Raw genomic sequence first — 14,786 nt, forward strand, 5'->3', positions numbered from 1 at the left:
GAAGTCATCCGGGTGAAACGGGATGGTTCGAGACACGCCCACCGCCCAATATAGGGGCGGCCGAGTGCGGTCTGCGACGGCGGCGGTCAGTTCGGCTGCCACATCGCATACCACTCGTCCCAGCTCGGCCCATGCTCCGCGCGGTCCGCGGCGTGTGCGATCCCCATCAGCATGAAGTCGAGGTAGCGCTCGTGCAGTTCGCGGGCGCGTTCGGTGGTCGTGGGCAGCCGGGGACGCAGGTGCACCGTCATGAGCATTATGTCGGCAGCGGTGAAGCTGTCCGGTACCTGGCCTCGGTCGCGGGCGAGGTCGATCAGTGCCTCGAGTGCCGACGAAAGGTCCCCGGTGGCCCGGTCCACTTCTGGGTCGCGGGGGAGGTGTCCGCCGAGTGTCGGGATGAGCGGGCTGTCCAACTCGGCGAGATGGCGACGGAAGAACACCTCGAGTAGTCGCTGGTCGGGGTCGGTGCGCGCGACGCAGTCACGGGCCAGTTGGGTGAGGTGATCGATGACATACACACGCAGGGACTGGGCGAGTTCCTCCTTGGTGCGGTATCGGCGGTAGATGCTGCCGACGCCTACTCCGGCCCGGTCGGCGATCGCGGAAACCGGTGCATCCCAGCCGCGCTCGGCGAATATCTCGCGGGCGGCGCGCAAGACGCCGATGTCGTTCGACCGTGCTTCCCGGGCCCGTCCCGGCCCGGTCGGGGCCCGGTCGGGTCCGTGCATCTCGTCCTGTCGCATTGCCAGAGGCTATCAATCCGTGTTCTGATTTCGGACCGGAACGCTCCGTTCCGATTTGCATCCATATGGCCGAGAAGCTCGTTGCTCCGAAGGGACCTCCATGAACATGCCACTGACTGCGCCGAAGCACTCACGTGCGTCGTCGCCGAAGCATTCACGTGCGTCGTCGACATCGGTGCACCCGGGACTGCTCGTGGTGGCGCTGGCCTTCACCGTGCTGATCTACTCGATGATGCAGACGCTCCTGGTACCGGCGCTGCCGGTGCTCGGCGAGACCTTCGGCGCCTCGGTTCCGGCGACGGGGTGGATCCTCACCGCCTATTTGATGGCAGGGGCGGTGCTCGCTCCGGTGATCGGGTCTCTCGGCGACCGATACGGCGACAAGCGCGTCCTGCTGGCCGTGCTGGTGGTGTTCGCGGCCGCCACCTTCGGTGCCGCGCTCGCCAGCACCATCGAGATGCTGGTGGTGATGCGCATGGTGCAGGGTGTGAGCACGGCGGCCTTCCCGCTGGCGCTGGCGGTGCTGCGGCGTAACCTGTCGGGTCCCGCCATGGCGGCCGGCATCGGCTGGGTCGCCGGCATGCTCGGTCTCGGCGCGGGTGCTGCGCTCGTCCTCGGCGGACTGATCCTGGAGTACCTGAGCTGGCAGTGGCTGTTCGTCGGTACCGGCATCCTGATCCTTGTTGCGTTGGCCATGGTGGCGCGATGGGTGCCGCAGGCTGAAAGCGCCGAGGTCGCATCACGGACCGACTGGGTCGGTACGGTGCTCCTCAGCAGCTCACTGGTCGCGCTGCTCCTCGCGACGACGCAGGGCGGCACCTGGGGCTGGACGGCACCGGCGACCCTGGGGCTGTTCGCAGTCGCACTGCTCGCGGCGGTGGCGCTGGTCGTAGCTGAACTCCGCCAGCCGAACCCGCTGGTGGACGTCCGCAGCCTCGTGGACGCGCCGATGGCATTGACCAGCCTGGTCACTCTCGTGCTGGGCTTCATTCCGTACGTCTTCTATCTGTGCATCCCGCGCATCTTGCAGGCCCCGCATGCAACTGGCTACGGCAGCGGGTTCACGGTGGTCCAGACCGGGCTGGCACTGTTGCCGTCGGCGGTAATGGTCTTCCTCGGCGGGCGGATTGCTTCGAGCATCACCGCGCGGTTCGGCCTGCGGACGCCGGCCGTTGCGGCGATGGTGCTGATGGGGCTCGGAGCGGCCGGGATGGCCGTGTGGCCCACTCAGATTTGGTCGCTAGTGGTGTTCTTCAGTCTTATCGGCCTGGGGAACGGACTCGGATACGCGATCTGTGCGCAGCTGTTGGCCGTGTTGGTGCCGCCGACCGAGATGGCGGCGGCGAGCGGCCTCAACAGCGTGATCCGCACGATCGGGTCGGCGATCAGCGCGCCGGTCACCACCGCCGTGCTCGTCGCGGGCGGCCAGGACCGCTCGGCGTACGTAGGTGCATTCGTGGTCGCAGTTGTGCTGAGCCTGCTCGGCGCGGGCACTGCGGCCGGGCTGCGCACCGCTCGGTAGCGAGCTGCGGGCGCGACACCGGGCTCGAGGAGCCGCCCAGAGCACAGATCCGTGACCGCGACGGGTGTCGGGCCGAATTCGACGGCGTCTTCTGAGGACGTTCGCAGCCGAGGTGATTTCGATGGAGTTCGTACGTCTGAGCTCTCGGGTGGACCGCGCGTGTTCACGCGTTCTGGAATTCCGGTGATGCCCCACCCGTACGCACGGGCCCGGAAACCAGCCATTCATTGAGGAGATTCATCATGCTCGGACTTCCGGGCGCCGCCCTCGGACTCGGATTCGCTTTGCTCATCAGCGACAGGAACGTCAAGTACGACATCGAAGAACTCGCAGCCTGACCGCCCAGCACCCTCACCCACCGCCGCGGTGGGTGGGGTCAGACGACCGTTGACAGCGGGCTGTCCGCGTCCGCGGCGAGGAAGCCCTCGACGAAGACCAGGAACCGCTGGTGCAGCCGGCGGAGTTCGGTCTCCGAGTACAGGTCCGGGTTCGCCAGGAAGTCGATCCGGGTGGCGCCCTCGACCGCGCCCGGTCGGACCCGGACGGTCAGGTCGTCGACCCGGCCCGTGGTCAGGACGTGGAGCGCGCCGTCCAGCGGTCCGAGCGGGACCTCGCTGTCGGCGAGCATCAGCTCGATGGTGGGGCCGAAGGAGGCCGCGCGGTCTCCGATCACGCCGACCTCGCGTGCGATGTCCTCCTGGCGGTGGCGCTGACGGCTCAGTGCTCCCGCGAGTTCCCGGCCCGCCGCCATGCTCGCGTCGCCGACCGTCATCCCCGCGCCCGAGGACAGGCGCAGTGGGACCACGTTGGCGAGCGATCCACCCGAGCGGCGCAGTGCCGCGGTGCCCCGGGCGGGGGTCGGGAGCGTGACGGTGATCTCGTCTCGTCCGGTGTGCTGCGCCAGGAAGGCCCCGAACGCGGCGACCACTGTCGGCGCCGACAGGGCGGCACCGGGGCCCGAGGGCGCCAGCTCGCCGCCGATCACCACGGGCTCGGACTGTGCCGGTGCCGCCGCGCCTGCGAACGTGACCGGATCCGGGACGCCTGCGAGATGCTCGGCCCAGGCCTCGCGGTCGCGCTCGAAACGGTCGGATGTCCGGTAGGTCGCGTCGGATGCCACCACGGCCTCGAGGTCGAGAGCCTCGGACGGGCTGGCGGAGGCGCCGACGAATGCATGGGTGTAGAGCTCGGCGGAGCGTTCGATCAGTGTGCGCAGCCCGTAGGCGTCGAGGGCGACCTGGTGTGCTCGCACGTACCAGTAGGTGTGCACCTCGCTGATCCGCAGCACGGCCGCGACGATGAGCTGGTCGGCCGACATGTCGACCGGGCGGGACTGTTCTTCGCGCATCCATTGCTGTGCGGCGGCCACCGGGTTCACCCGGCCGCGGAAGTCGACCGCGGCGACGAAGTCGTCGGCGGCGGCGGCGAGGGTCTGGTACGGGAACCCGTCGACCTCGACCACGTGCAGCCGTCCCGCCCCGAATTCCCGTCCCGCCCATCGGACCGAGTCCATGAGCAGGTCGATGTCGAGCGCGCCGCGGATGTCGACGTACTGCGCGACGGAGATCGGCGCGTCACCGGAGACGCGCTGGGAGAACCAGACCGAGTGCGCGGCGGCGGAGAGCGCGATGACCCGCGCCCGGGTACCGCAACCGGAGATGCTGGTGGGCTGCACTGGCTGGTTCACGAAACTCTCCCTCGACTCGGACTTCGGTGACCGGGAACTGCTCTGGTCTCAAAGTCTCGTCGGAGGGGGAGGGTGCGGACAGGCCCCCAAGCGGTGGGGCGGGAGACACCCAGGGTGATGGATTCACCACCCTGGGTGGCGTCGGTGTCAGAACAGGGGACCGCCGCCGAACGCGGCGCGGTGCGAGGCCGGCTGGGCGCCGTCCACGTCGGTGATCCCGTACTCGAGCGCGGTCTCCGCGGTGATCTGGGTGCTCCCGCTGAGCTTGCCGACCTCCGGGTCGTTGGCGAGGGCGACGATCACCCGGCCGATGAACTCGGGGGTCTCCGCCTCGGAGAGGGGGAAGCCGGCGAAGCTCTCCATCCCGCTCGCCAGCATCGCCTCGTTGCGCACCAGTCCGGGCCAGAAGGACAGGGCCGTGACGCCGGTGCCCTTGAGTTCGACCGCCATGTCCGCCGCCATCTTGTCGAGGCCGGCCTTGGACATCCCGTACAGCACCGAGTGCAGGTAGCCGCGGGTGCCGAACGAGGAGATGTTGCCGATGAGGCCGGAACCGCGCGGGACCATGAGCTTGGCGGCCTCGACGCTGGCGACGTAGTGCGCGCGCAGTCCGACGCCGATGAGCGTGTCCCAGTCGCTGATGGGACGCTTCCAGAACGGGTCGGAGAAGCCGGCGAAACCCTTTGGGTGCGCCCAGACGTTGTTGACCAGCAGGTCCAGCCTCCCGGACTGCTCGTCGGCGATGCGGGCGAACAGCGCCTCGATTTGCGCGTCGTCGGTGTGGTCGCACTGCACGGCGATCCCGGTGCCGCCGCGCGCGGTGACCTCGGCCGCCGTCGCGTCGAGGGGGCCGTCGGTCCCGACCTCGCCGCGGGCCGTGACGTAGACCGTCCAGCCGTCCGAGCCGAGGGCGAGCGCGATGCCCTTGCCGACGCTTCGGCTGGCGCCGGTGACGAGGGCGACCCGCCGCTCACTCGTTGCTTCATGAATATTCACTGCGCCACCCCCGCGAACTTGCCCTCGGACACCACGGCGTCGGGGGAGAGCGGGCGGGTCAGTGACCAGGTCTCGGTGAAGTGGCACTTCGACATGCGCCACTCGCCGTCCTCGAGCACGTACTCGTCGTCGTATTCGCCGGTCGAGACGGTCTCGGTGTTCTCGAGCAGGTTCAACTGACGGAAGCGCAGCGTCCACCGCCCCGTCGCGGTGCCCTCGCCGGTGATGGTGATGTCGGGGTGCATGCCGTGGTGCATGTCGAGGATGACGTGCTTGCCGCCGACCCGGTGCAGGGCGATCTTCTCGAAGATCTCGGCCATCGGCTCGACGTCGTCGAACGCGCCGAGCCGGCCGTAGTCGATGTTCGCTCCCGAACGGATGAAGCAGGCGCGGAAGGACTTCGGGTCCTTGCCGTCGCACGCCCGCCAGTATCGGTGCTTGAGGTTCTTGATCGCTTCGATCGCTTCGAGGGCGGCGATCCGTTGCGCGAGGTCCAAGGTGTGTCCCGTTCTCTGGTCACTGATCTTCTGTGACCTGGACGATAGGTGGCCCGGGTCACACCGCGCAGCAACCCTTCCCACACTGCGGGCAAAAGACGAGCCGGCGGCGGAGCTATCCCCGCGCGGCCTCGGCGGCGTTCAGGATGGCCGCCGAACCCGAGATCGCGGCGTCAAGGGTCTGGCCGAAGGCGCACTCGGAGAGCTCGGCGAGCGCCGGGTCCTCGTCGAAATGCTCGGGCGCCTGCATGGCGAGCAGGACGTTGAGCAGCATCCCCTTCGCGATGAACTCCCGCGCCTCCTCCGGGGTGCACCCGGTGCGGGTCCGGATCTGGGTGTAGATCTCCGACATCGCGGCCCGCGCCTGCGCGCCGATCTCGGGGGTTCCGCCCGCGGAGAACCCGTGCATCATCACCAGCAGCAGGTCGCCGTCGGAGACGAGCTCGCCGTAGGAGGCGCCGAGCCGGGACCAGAAATCCTCGCTCTGGGGATCGATGCCGCCCGGCTCGGCCGCGATCCGGTCCAGTTCCTCGTCGAAGGCCGCGACGATGCTCGTCAGCGCGCGGGCGAACACCTCACGGAAGAGTTCGGCCTTGGAGCCGAACATGCGCACCACGTAGGGCTGCGACACGCCTGCCTCCTTGGCGACCGCGTCCGTGCTGGTGCCGGCGTAGCCGCCGCGCGCGAAGGCCCGCGAGGCCGCGGCCAGCACGAGCTCGCGACGCTCCGGCGCGCTCATCCGGGTCGCGGGACGGGGGGACTTCGTCGACTCAGCGGAGCCGCCTTGCACTGCCATGTTGACAGGTTATCACTCGATGCCTTAGCGTTTTCATTTAAGTAATCATTCGATGCTTACAAGTCAGATCTTCGCTTCGAGGAGTGGTGATGACCGCAACAACCGATGAGCTCGATGTCCTGATCGAGAGCCCGTCTCGAACGCAGGCCGGGCGCCGGGTGCCGATCTGGCTGGCGATGCTCGCGGCCTCGCTGCCGATGTTCATGGCGACCCTGGACAACCTGGTGATGACCAGCGCGCTGCCCGTGATCCAGGCGGATCTCGGCGCCTCGGTCGGGCAGTTGCAGTGGTTCATGAACGCGTACACGTTGTGCTTCGCGACGCTGATGCTCTCGGCGGCGACGCTCGGGGACCGCTGGGGCAGGCGGCGCATGTTCCTGTTCGGCATCGGGCTGTTCACGGTCGCCTCGATCGCCTCCGCGCTGTCCACGACGCCGGAGCTGCTGATCGCCTCGCGCGCACTGCAGGGAGCGGGCGCGGCCGCGATCATGCCGCTGTCGCTGACCCTGCTCGCGGGTGCGGTGCCCGCCGCCAAGCGGGCGCTCGCCATCGGTGTCTGGGGCGGGGTGTCCGGTCTCGGCGTCGCGCTCGGCCCGGTGGTCGGCGGGGCCGTGGTCGACGGCGTCTCCTGGCAGGCGATCTTCTGGCTCAACGTCCCGGTCGCGCTGATCGCGGTGCCGCTCGCGCTCTCCGCGCTCAGCGAATCCCGCGGCAGGCGTGAGCGACTCGACGTGCTCGGCGTGGTGCTGGCAGGCGCGGGCGTCTTCCTGGGTGTCTGGGGAATCGTGCACGGCAACGACGACGGTTGGACCTCCGCGAGCGTGCTGGGCGCGCTGGCCGGCTCGGTGGTCACGCTCGCCGCGTTCGTGTTCCGCGAGGCGCGGACGTCGAACCCGGTGATGCCGCTGCGGCTGTTCCGTTCGCGCAGCTTCTCGATGGCCAACATCATCGGTCTCGCGTTCACGCTGGGCATGTTCGGGGCGGTGTTCCTGCTGGCCCAGTACCTCCAGATCGTGATGGGGTACAGCCCCTTCGAGGCCGGCCTGCGAACCCTGCCGTGGACGGCCGCGCCGATGGTGGTGGCACCCATCGCGGGCATCCTGGCGCCGCGGGTGGGCCTGCGGCCGCTGCTGATCCTCGGTCTCGCCCTGCAGGCGGCATCACTGGTGTGGATGTCCCAGCTGCTCGAGCCGGGCGCCGCCTACGGCGAGATGGTGCCCGCGTTCGTGATGGCAGGCGTCGGCATGGGACTGACCTTCGCCCCGAGCGCGACCGCGGTGCTCGCGGACATGGCGGAGGTGGACCACGCGACCGCCAGCTCCGCGAACTCCACCATCCGGGAGATCGGTGTTGCGCTCGGCATCGCGATCCTCACGGCGGTGTTCCTCGGCAACGGCGGCAGCCTCACCCCGGCCGGCTACGCGGAGGGACTGCAGCCGGCGCTGTTCGTCGGCGCGGGCGCCGTCGGGGTCGCGATCGTCGCGGCACTGTTCATGCCGAGCAGGCAGGCGCAGCAGGTCTAGCCGGAGGACGGTCAGGGCTGGCCTGGGAACGGCACCGTCGGAGGTGCCGTTCCCAGGATCGCGCGCCAATTCGCCGCGCGCAGAGCCGTTTCCGTCAGTGCGTCGACCGCCGCCTGGCGGGTGTGCTCGGACTCGGCCCGCTCGATCACCGACCGCCACGCGACCGCGGTATCGGCCTCGACCGCCGCCGCCAGCTGGATCGCGGAGATCGGATCGACGACGGGGAAGGGCATGGTGTAGCCCGACTCGGCCGCGGGCGCACGGACCCCGGCTGCGGTGAGCGCATCGATGGTGGCGTCGCGCCTGGCCCGGTGGGCCGCTGCATCGGTCGTGATGTCGCCGATCCGCGCGGGGTTCGAGAACGCGGCGATCAGGCCGTAGGCGTAGACGGCGGCGTGCTCGGCGCGCAGTGCATCGGACAGGGCCTGCTGCTCCGGTCCGAGTGACGAGGTGGGGCTGGGGGAGGTCACAGCAGCAACACCGCCTGCTCTGCCGCGACGGCGGCGCTGATCGAACCGAGTAGGCCGGCCCGGTATCCGGACAGGCGACGGGCCAGGCCCGCGGCGTCGCGCTGGGAGGTGGCCAGCTGTGTGCGCAACTCGTCGATGGTCGGTGGGGGCGGTGCCGGCTCGGTGGGGGAGCCGGTCGGGCTGGGTGAGGGCATCGCGGTCGGATCGACCCCGGCCGCGCGCGCGACCTCGGCCGAGAGTGCGTCGGCGTGGGCACCCCGCTCGCTCGCGATGACACTCAGCGCCCCGGCACGCTCGGGCGCGAGGGCGGTCGCGGCGGTCGCGGTGGCCGCGTCCCGGCGCGCCGTTTCCGCCGCGGAGATGAGGGGATCGGGCTCGGAGGAGTCCCGGTCGGAGGAGTTGGACGTGCACCCGGCGGACAGCGCGAGCGCGGTCAGTCCGACCGACGCGGCGCCCGCGATCCGGAAGGCCGAACGCCGGGAGATCGGTGACGGGGTGACGGCTACAGGCACCCGACCATCTTGGCAGGTGCCCCGTCGATCGCGGCGACCGAGGCTGGTCACGGAGCGGTCGAATGCGCGATATCCTTGATCATCGCGCCGGAAACCATTTTCGGGCGCGCACGACTTGTGCACACGAGACCTGCCGACCACAACTGAACGAGGGAGCTCCACTGATGCCGGTTCCGCCGAAGGAGAGGGTGATCGAGCTTCTCTCCGATCTGGTTCATCGCCAGGGATACGACCTGGAGGATGTGGCGGTCACCCTCGCGGGCAAGCACAGTGTGGTCCGGGTGATGATCGACAGCGACACCGGCCTCGACCTCGACGACGTCGCGGAGCTCAGCCGGACGATCTCCGAGATCTTCGACGCGACACCCGAATTCGGGGAGGCGCCCTACACGCTCGAGGTCACCTCTCCCGGGATCGACCGTCCGTTGACGGAGGACCGGCACTGGCGCAGGGCGCGGGGCCGCAAGGTCAAGATCGACCTCGCCGACGAGAGCGTGACCGGTCGCATCGGTGTGCTCGGTGACGGCGTGATCGCGATCGTGCTGCCCGGCAAGGGTGGTCCGTCGGTGCGCGAGATCGCGCTCGCGGACATCGACAAGGCGGTCGTGCAGGTGGAGTTCTCGCCCCCGAACGAGCGCGAGCTCGAACTGGCCGGTGGCGTGGCCGAGGGTCGGGTGGCCTCGGCGCAGATCGATGAGACAGATTTTCAGGTTGATGAAGAGGTAGAGGGGTAGACAAGTGAATATCGACATTGCCGCGCTGCGCGCGATCGAGGTGGAGAAGGGAATCTCCGCAGGCACCATCATCGCGGCGATCCAGACCGCGCTGCTGACCGCGTACCGGCATACCGAGGGCCACCATGCGCACGCACGGATCGACGTGGACACCAAGACCGGTGTCGTCCGGGTCATGACCCATGACGTCGACGCCGACGGGAACATGATCGGCGAAGAGATCGACGACACCCCCGAGGGCTTCGGGCGGATCGCCGCGACCACCGCTCGCCAGGTGATCCTGCAGCGTCTGCGCGACGCCGAGCACGAGCGCAGCTTCGGTGAATTCTCCACGCACGAAGGCGAAATCGTCGGCGGCGTCATCCAGCGCGACACCAGGGCCAACGCCCGAGGCATGGTCGTCGTGCACATCGGCAGCGAGGCCAGCGGCGCCGAGGGCATCATCCCGGCCGCCGAGCAGGTGCCGGGGGAGACCTACGAGCACGGCGAGCGGATCAAGTGCTACGTGGTCGGCGTGACCCGCGGCCAGCGTGGTCCGCAGATCACCCTGTCCCGGACGCACCCGAACCTCGTCCGCAAGCTGTTCGCGCTCGAGGTCCCGGAGATCGCGGACGGCTCGGTCGAGATCATCGCCGTCGCCCGCGAGGCCGGTCACCGGTCGAAGATCGCGGTGCAGTCGCGCGTCCAGGGTCTCAATGCCAAGGGTGCGTGCATCGGTCCGATGGGTCAGCGGGTGCGCAATGTGATGAGCGAACTCGCGGGCGAGAAGATCGACATCATCGACTACGACCCGGATCCGGCCCGGTTCGTCGGAAACGCACTCTCGCCGTCGAAAGTGGTGTCGGTCACAGTCATGGACGCGGATGCGCGTGCAGCCCGGGTGGTCGTCCCTGATTTCCAGTTGTCCCTCGCCATCGGCAAGGAAGGGCAAAATGCCCGCCTGGCAGCGCGGTTGACCGGGTGGCGAATCGACATCCGCAGTGACGCCGAACCCTCCCAGGATCGGCCTGCCGGACCCGCTTCCTCGCGTGTCTAGGGGCGGCATGCGGGAAACTGGCCCGAACAGCGGTAGAGTGGTCAATGGCTCAGCGTGAGCTTTCGGTACAGGCGCGTGCGAAACCCGGGAAACCGGTCCGCACATGCATCGGATGCCGTAAACAAGCGTTGGCCGCTGATCTGCTGAGGATCGTTGCGCGAGAGGTGCAGCCAGAAGGCTGGACGCTGGTGCCCGACCCGCGACGCAGACTCCCGGGGCGAGGTGCCTGGTTGCACCCCGACCCGCAGTGTCTGAGTCAGGCCGAGAAGCGCCGAGCATTCGGCAGAGCACTGCGAGTGTCCGGAAGCCTGGACACGGCGGCCCTCGATCACATGATCGAATCGCTCCCACAACAGAGCAGTACCTCTCGAGAAGTCAGGCAAACACATCATGAGCACACCGTGAAGCACCAGCGATGATCGTCCATCGGAGATAACCCGAGGTCGTGCGGGCACCCAGCCGCGCTCGACCTCTCAGTGAGGAGAGCAGTGGCAGGCAAGGCCCGCGTGCACGAGTTGGCAAAAGAACTCGGTGTCACAAGCAAGGAACTACTCGCGAGGCTCAAGGAGCAAGGCGAGTTCGTGAAGTCGGCGTCCTCCACCGTGGAGGCCCCGGTTGCACGGCGCATCAGGGAGTCATTCCCCGGCGCACAGTCGGCAGATGCCGAGGCAGCAAAGCCGAAGACCCCGTCGCCCAGCGCGGCGAAGCCCGGTGCCCCGCGCCCCGGCCCGAAGCCGGCTGCACCCGCACCGGCAGCTCCGGCTCAGCCGGTCGCCCCCGCGGCCCCGGCAGCGCCGACCCCGGCCCCCGTCGCCCAGCAGTCGGCACCGCGTCCGGCCGCGCCCGCGGCGCCGGTCCCGGCTGCCCCGCCGGTCCCCGCACCCGCGGCACCGGCAGCGCCTGCGGCACCCGCCGCGAGCGCGGCTCCGGCCGCTCCTGCGGCCCCCGCAGGTCCGAAGCCCGGCCCGAAGCCGCCGCGCGTCGGTAACAACCCGTACTCCTCGGCCCCGGCCGAGCGTCCCGCGCCGCGTCCGGCCCCGGGTGCACCCCGTCCGGGTGCCCCGCGTCCGGCTCCCGGCCAGGGCGGTCCCCGTCCCGCGCCCGGCGCACCGCGTCCGGCCGCAGGTCAGGGCGGTCCCCGTCCGGCTCCCGGCCAGGGTGGCCCGCGTCCGAGCCCCGGCTCGATGCCTCCTCGCCCGAACCCGGGTGCCATGCCGTCTCGTTCGGCACGTCCCGCTCCCGGTGCCGGTAGGCCCGGCGGCGGCGGTCGTCCCGGCGGTCCGGGCGGGCGTCCGCCCGGTGGCGGCGGATACCGCGGTGGCGGAGCTCCCGGCGCAGGTGCAGGCACGGGCGCTCCCGCCGGTGGCGCTCCCGCCGGTGGTTTCCGCGGTCGTCCCGGTGGCGGCGGTGGCCGTCCCGGCCAGCGTGGTGCCGCGGCAGGCGCGTTCGGTCGCCCCGGTGGCGCCGTTCGTCGTGGCCGTAAGTCGAAGCGGGCGAAGCGCGCCGAGTACGAGAGCATGCAGGCTCCCGCAGTCGGTGGCGTCAGGCTGCCTCGCGGCAACGGCGAGACCATCCGTCTCGCCCGCGGCGCGTCGCTGTCCGACTTCGCCGACAAGATCGACGCGAACCCCGCAGCACTCGTGCAGGCGCTGTTCAACCTCGGCGAGATGGTCACGGCCACCCAGTCGGTGAACGACGAGACCCTCGAGCTGCTCGGCGGCGAGATGAACTACGTCGTCCAGGTCGTCAGCCCGGAGGACGAGGACCGCGAGCTGCTCGACTCGTTCGACCTGACCTACGGCGAGGATGCCGGTGGCGAGGAGGACCTCGAGTCCCGTCCGCCGGTGGTCACCGTCATGGGCCACGTTGATCACGGTAAGACCCGACTGCTCGACACGATCCGTAAGGCCAACGTCCGTGAGGGCGAGGCCGGCGGCATCACCCAGCACATCGGCGCCTACCAGGTGCTGACCGAGCTGGACGGCAACGAGCGCCTGGTCACCTTCATCGACACCCCCGGTCACGAGGCCTTCACGGCCATGCGTGCCCGTGGTGCGAAGGCCACCGACATCGCGATCCTCGTGGTCGCGGCCGACGACGGCGTCATGCCGCAGACGGTGGAGGCGATCAACCACGCCCAGGCGGCCGACGTGCCGATCGTGGTCGCGGTGAACAAGATCGACAAGGAGGGGGCGAACCCCGACAAGATCCGCCAGCAGCTCACCGAGTACGGCCTCGTCACCGAGGAGTACGGCGGAGACACCATGTTCGTCAACATCTCGGCCAAGCAGGGCACCAACATCGATGCCCTCCTGGAAGCGGTGCTGCTGACCGCGGATGCCTCCCTGGATCTGCGCGCCAACCCGGACATGGACGCCCAGGGTGTCGCCATCGAGGCGCACCTCGACCGTGGCCGCGGCCCCGTCGCTACCGTGCTCATCCAGCGCGGAACGCTGCGGGTCGGCGACTCGATCGTGGCGGGCGACGCCTACGGACGCGTTCGCCGGATGGTCGACGAGCACGGCAACGACGTGCTCGAGGCGCTGCCCTCGCGTCCCGTCCAGGTGGTCGGCTTCACGTCGGTCCCCGGTGCAGGCGACAACCTGCTCGTGGTCGACGAGGACCGCATCGCCCGGCAGATCGCGGATCGTCGCAATGCGCGTAAGCGCAACGCGCTGGCCGCACGCAGCCGCAAGCGGATCAGCCTCGACGATCTCGATGCAGCGCTCAAGGAGACCAGTCAGCTCAACCTCATCCTCAAGGGTGACAACTCGGGCACCGTGGAGGCGCTCGAGGAGGCCCTGCTCGGCATCCAGATCGACGACGAGGTGCAGTTGCGCGTCATCGACCGCGGTGTCGGTGGCGTGACCGAGACGAACGTGAACCTGGCCTCGGCCTCGAACGCGATCATCATCGGCTTCAACGTCCGGGCCGAGGGCAAGGCAACGGAGCTGGCGAACCGCGAGGGCGTCGACATCCGGTACTACTCGGTGATCTACCAGGCGATCGACGAGATCGAGAAGGCCCTCAAGGGCATGCTCAAGCCGATCTACGAAGAGGTCGAGCTGGGCAAGGCGGAGATCCGTGCGATGTTCCGCTCCTCGAAGGTCGGCAACATCGCCGGCTGCCTGGTCACCTCCGGGTCGATCAAGCGCAACGCCAAGGCACGCCTCCTCCGCGACAGCGTCGTGGTTGCGGAGACGGTCACCATCTCCTCGCTCAAGCGGGAGAAGGAGGACGTCACGGAGGTCCGCGAGGGCTACGAGTGCGGCCTGACCGTCACCTACAACGACATCAAGGTCGGTGACGTGATCGAGGCGTACGAGCTTCGCGAGAAGCCGCGCGACTGAGCAGTGTGACACCTTGTGCGCGCCCCGTCGACCGCTGGTCGACGGGGCGCGCACTGGGCAGACCGGCGGGAGGCTCGTTGTATCTCGGTGCTCTTGAGCTGGACATCCTGCTGGGCGACGTGCGTTCGCTCAAGGAGAAGCGGTCTGTGGTCAAGCCCGTGATCGCTGCCCTTGCCCGATACGGGGTGTCCGTCGCCGAGACCGGCGAGCACGACCGTTACCGGCGTTCACTGCTCGGTGTCGCGGTCGCGAGTGCCGACGTCGGCCATCTCACCGAGGTGCTCGACACCTGCGAGCGTCATGTGGCGGGCCGACCCGAGTTGCAGTTGCTCGCGGTACGGCGAAGGATCTTCGGACCCGAGGATTGACTCGGTGTCCGCATGGAATTGAATGGCTTCAACGACGGCACTGCCGTCGGATGATTTCGAGAAGGGACATCCCGTCATGGCAGATCCGGCGAGAGCGCGCAAGCTGGCGAAGCGCATCGCGACGATCGTCGCGTCGGCGATCGGGGGCGAGATCAAGGATCCGCGCCTCGACTTCGTCACCATCACCGACGCCAAGGTCACCGCGGACCTGCACGACGCGACCGTCTACTACACGGTTCGTGGTGTCGACCTCGAGACCGAACCCGACTACGAGGGTGCCGCGGCCGGCCTCGCGAAGGCCACCGGATCGCTGCGCTCCAAGGTGGGCGCGGGTACCGGCGTCCGGTTCACCCCGACGCTGACCTTCGTCGCCGACACCGTGCCCGACACGGCCCGGCACATGGAGGAGCTCCTCGCCAAGGCCCGCGCGGCCGACGACGAGGTGGCGCGCGCCAGGGCGAACGCAACGCATGCTGGCGAGGCCGATCCGTACAAGGAGCCGCGTTCGGTGGACGACGAGGACGACGACCGGGCCGGCGAGGACGACTAGGG

Annotated in this window: 15 protein-coding genes; 8 read left to right on the plus strand and 7 right to left on the minus strand. The window is 69.3% G+C overall.

Annotation, left to right across the window (positions count from 1 at the left end):
- Positions 1 to 86: 86 nt before the first annotated feature.
- Positions 87 to 743 (minus strand): TetR/AcrR family transcriptional regulator, encoded by a 657-nt coding sequence (locus ABIC28_RS05195; RefSeq protein WP_245220896.1) that lies wholly within the window; start codon positions 741 to 743, stop codon positions 87 to 89.
- A gap of 100 nt (positions 744 to 843) precedes the next feature.
- Between ABIC28_RS05195 and ABIC28_RS05200 the strand changes: the two genes are divergently transcribed.
- A complete protein-coding gene (locus ABIC28_RS05200; protein ID WP_245220897.1) occupies positions 844 to 2,265 on the plus strand; it encodes an MFS transporter in 1,422 nt (473 codons plus the stop codon).
- A 376-nt stretch (positions 2,266 to 2,641) separates the two neighbouring features.
- Here the strand turns inward: ABIC28_RS05200 and ABIC28_RS05205 are convergent, their stop codons facing one another.
- The 4 genes from ABIC28_RS05205 to ABIC28_RS05220 form a co-directional block, all read right to left on the minus strand.
- Positions 2,642 to 3,952 (minus strand): condensation domain-containing protein, encoded by a 1,311-nt coding sequence (locus tag ABIC28_RS05205; RefSeq protein ID WP_097211116.1) that lies wholly within the window; start codon positions 3,950 to 3,952, stop codon positions 2,642 to 2,644.
- Between the two features lie 147 nt (positions 3,953 to 4,099).
- On the minus strand, positions 4,100 to 4,948 hold the full coding sequence (locus ABIC28_RS05210) for an SDR family NAD(P)-dependent oxidoreductase (RefSeq protein WP_373560239.1): 849 nt from the start codon (positions 4,946 to 4,948) through the stop codon (positions 4,100 to 4,102).
- Complete coding sequence (locus ABIC28_RS05215; protein WP_097211117.1) at positions 4,945 to 5,445, minus strand: nuclear transport factor 2 family protein; 501 nt, start codon at positions 5,443 to 5,445, stop codon at positions 4,945 to 4,947. The genes ABIC28_RS05210 and ABIC28_RS05215 overlap by 4 nt, the downstream gene beginning before the upstream one ends.
- A 115-nt stretch (positions 5,446 to 5,560) precedes the next feature.
- Positions 5,561 to 6,184 carry a TetR/AcrR family transcriptional regulator gene (locus ABIC28_RS05220; protein WP_420030199.1) on the minus strand — a complete coding sequence of 208 codons (624 nt, stop codon included), beginning with the start codon at positions 6,182 to 6,184 and terminating at the stop codon, positions 5,561 to 5,563.
- A 146-nt stretch (positions 6,185 to 6,330) separates the two neighbouring features.
- On the opposite strand from ABIC28_RS05220, the gene ABIC28_RS05225 reads away from it, so the two are divergent.
- Positions 6,331 to 7,764 (plus strand): DHA2 family efflux MFS transporter permease subunit, encoded by a 1,434-nt coding sequence (locus ABIC28_RS05225; protein WP_354577821.1) that lies wholly within the window; start codon positions 6,331 to 6,333, stop codon positions 7,762 to 7,764.
- Positions 7,765 to 7,775: 11 nt separating this feature from the next.
- On the opposite strand, the gene ABIC28_RS05230 is transcribed toward ABIC28_RS05225, so the two are convergent.
- Entirely contained in the window at positions 7,776 to 8,234 is a 459-nt protein-coding gene (locus ABIC28_RS05230) for a ferritin-like domain-containing protein (protein WP_097211149.1), read from the minus strand.
- Positions 8,231 to 8,746 carry a hypothetical protein gene (locus ABIC28_RS05235; protein ID WP_097211150.1) on the minus strand — a complete coding sequence of 172 codons (516 nt, stop codon included), beginning with the start codon at positions 8,744 to 8,746 and terminating at the stop codon, positions 8,231 to 8,233. Before ABIC28_RS05235 ends, ABIC28_RS05230 begins: the two co-directional genes overlap by 4 nt.
- A 164-nt stretch (positions 8,747 to 8,910) precedes the next feature.
- Between ABIC28_RS05235 and rimP the strand changes: the two genes are divergently transcribed.
- The 6 genes from rimP (at position 8,911) to rbfA (ending at position 14,784) form a co-directional block, all read left to right on the plus strand.
- Positions 8,911 to 9,480 (plus strand): ribosome maturation factor RimP, encoded by a 570-nt coding sequence (rimP, locus tag ABIC28_RS05240; protein ID WP_097211151.1) that lies wholly within the window; start codon positions 8,911 to 8,913, stop codon positions 9,478 to 9,480.
- 4 nt (positions 9,481 to 9,484) lie between these two features.
- On the plus strand, positions 9,485 to 10,516 hold the full coding sequence (nusA, locus tag ABIC28_RS05245) for a transcription termination factor NusA (protein WP_097211152.1): 1,032 nt from the start codon (positions 9,485 to 9,487) through the stop codon (positions 10,514 to 10,516).
- A gap of 44 nt (positions 10,517 to 10,560) precedes the next feature.
- On the plus strand, positions 10,561 to 10,935 hold the full coding sequence (locus tag ABIC28_RS05250; protein ID WP_097211153.1) for a YlxR family protein: 375 nt from the start codon (positions 10,561 to 10,563) through the stop codon (positions 10,933 to 10,935).
- A 69-nt stretch (positions 10,936 to 11,004) separates the two neighbouring features.
- On the plus strand, positions 11,005 to 13,866 hold the full coding sequence (infB, locus tag ABIC28_RS05255; protein WP_354577825.1) for a translation initiation factor IF-2: 2,862 nt from the start codon (positions 11,005 to 11,007) through the stop codon (positions 13,864 to 13,866).
- 77 nt (positions 13,867 to 13,943) lie between these two features.
- Positions 13,944 to 14,234, plus strand: coding sequence for a DUF503 domain-containing protein (locus ABIC28_RS05260; protein WP_097211154.1), 291 nt, complete (start codon positions 13,944 to 13,946; stop codon positions 14,232 to 14,234).
- A gap of 76 nt (positions 14,235 to 14,310) precedes the next feature.
- Positions 14,311 to 14,784 (plus strand): 30S ribosome-binding factor RbfA, encoded by a 474-nt coding sequence (rbfA, locus tag ABIC28_RS05265; RefSeq protein WP_077041329.1) that lies wholly within the window; start codon positions 14,311 to 14,313, stop codon positions 14,782 to 14,784.
- Positions 14,785 to 14,786 lie beyond the last annotated feature (2 nt).

The sequence above is a fragment of the Rhodococcus sp. PvR044 genome (assembly GCF_040548995.1).
Taxonomy (GTDB): Bacteria; Actinomycetota; Actinomycetes; order Mycobacteriales; family Mycobacteriaceae; genus Rhodococcus_G; species Rhodococcus_G oryzae.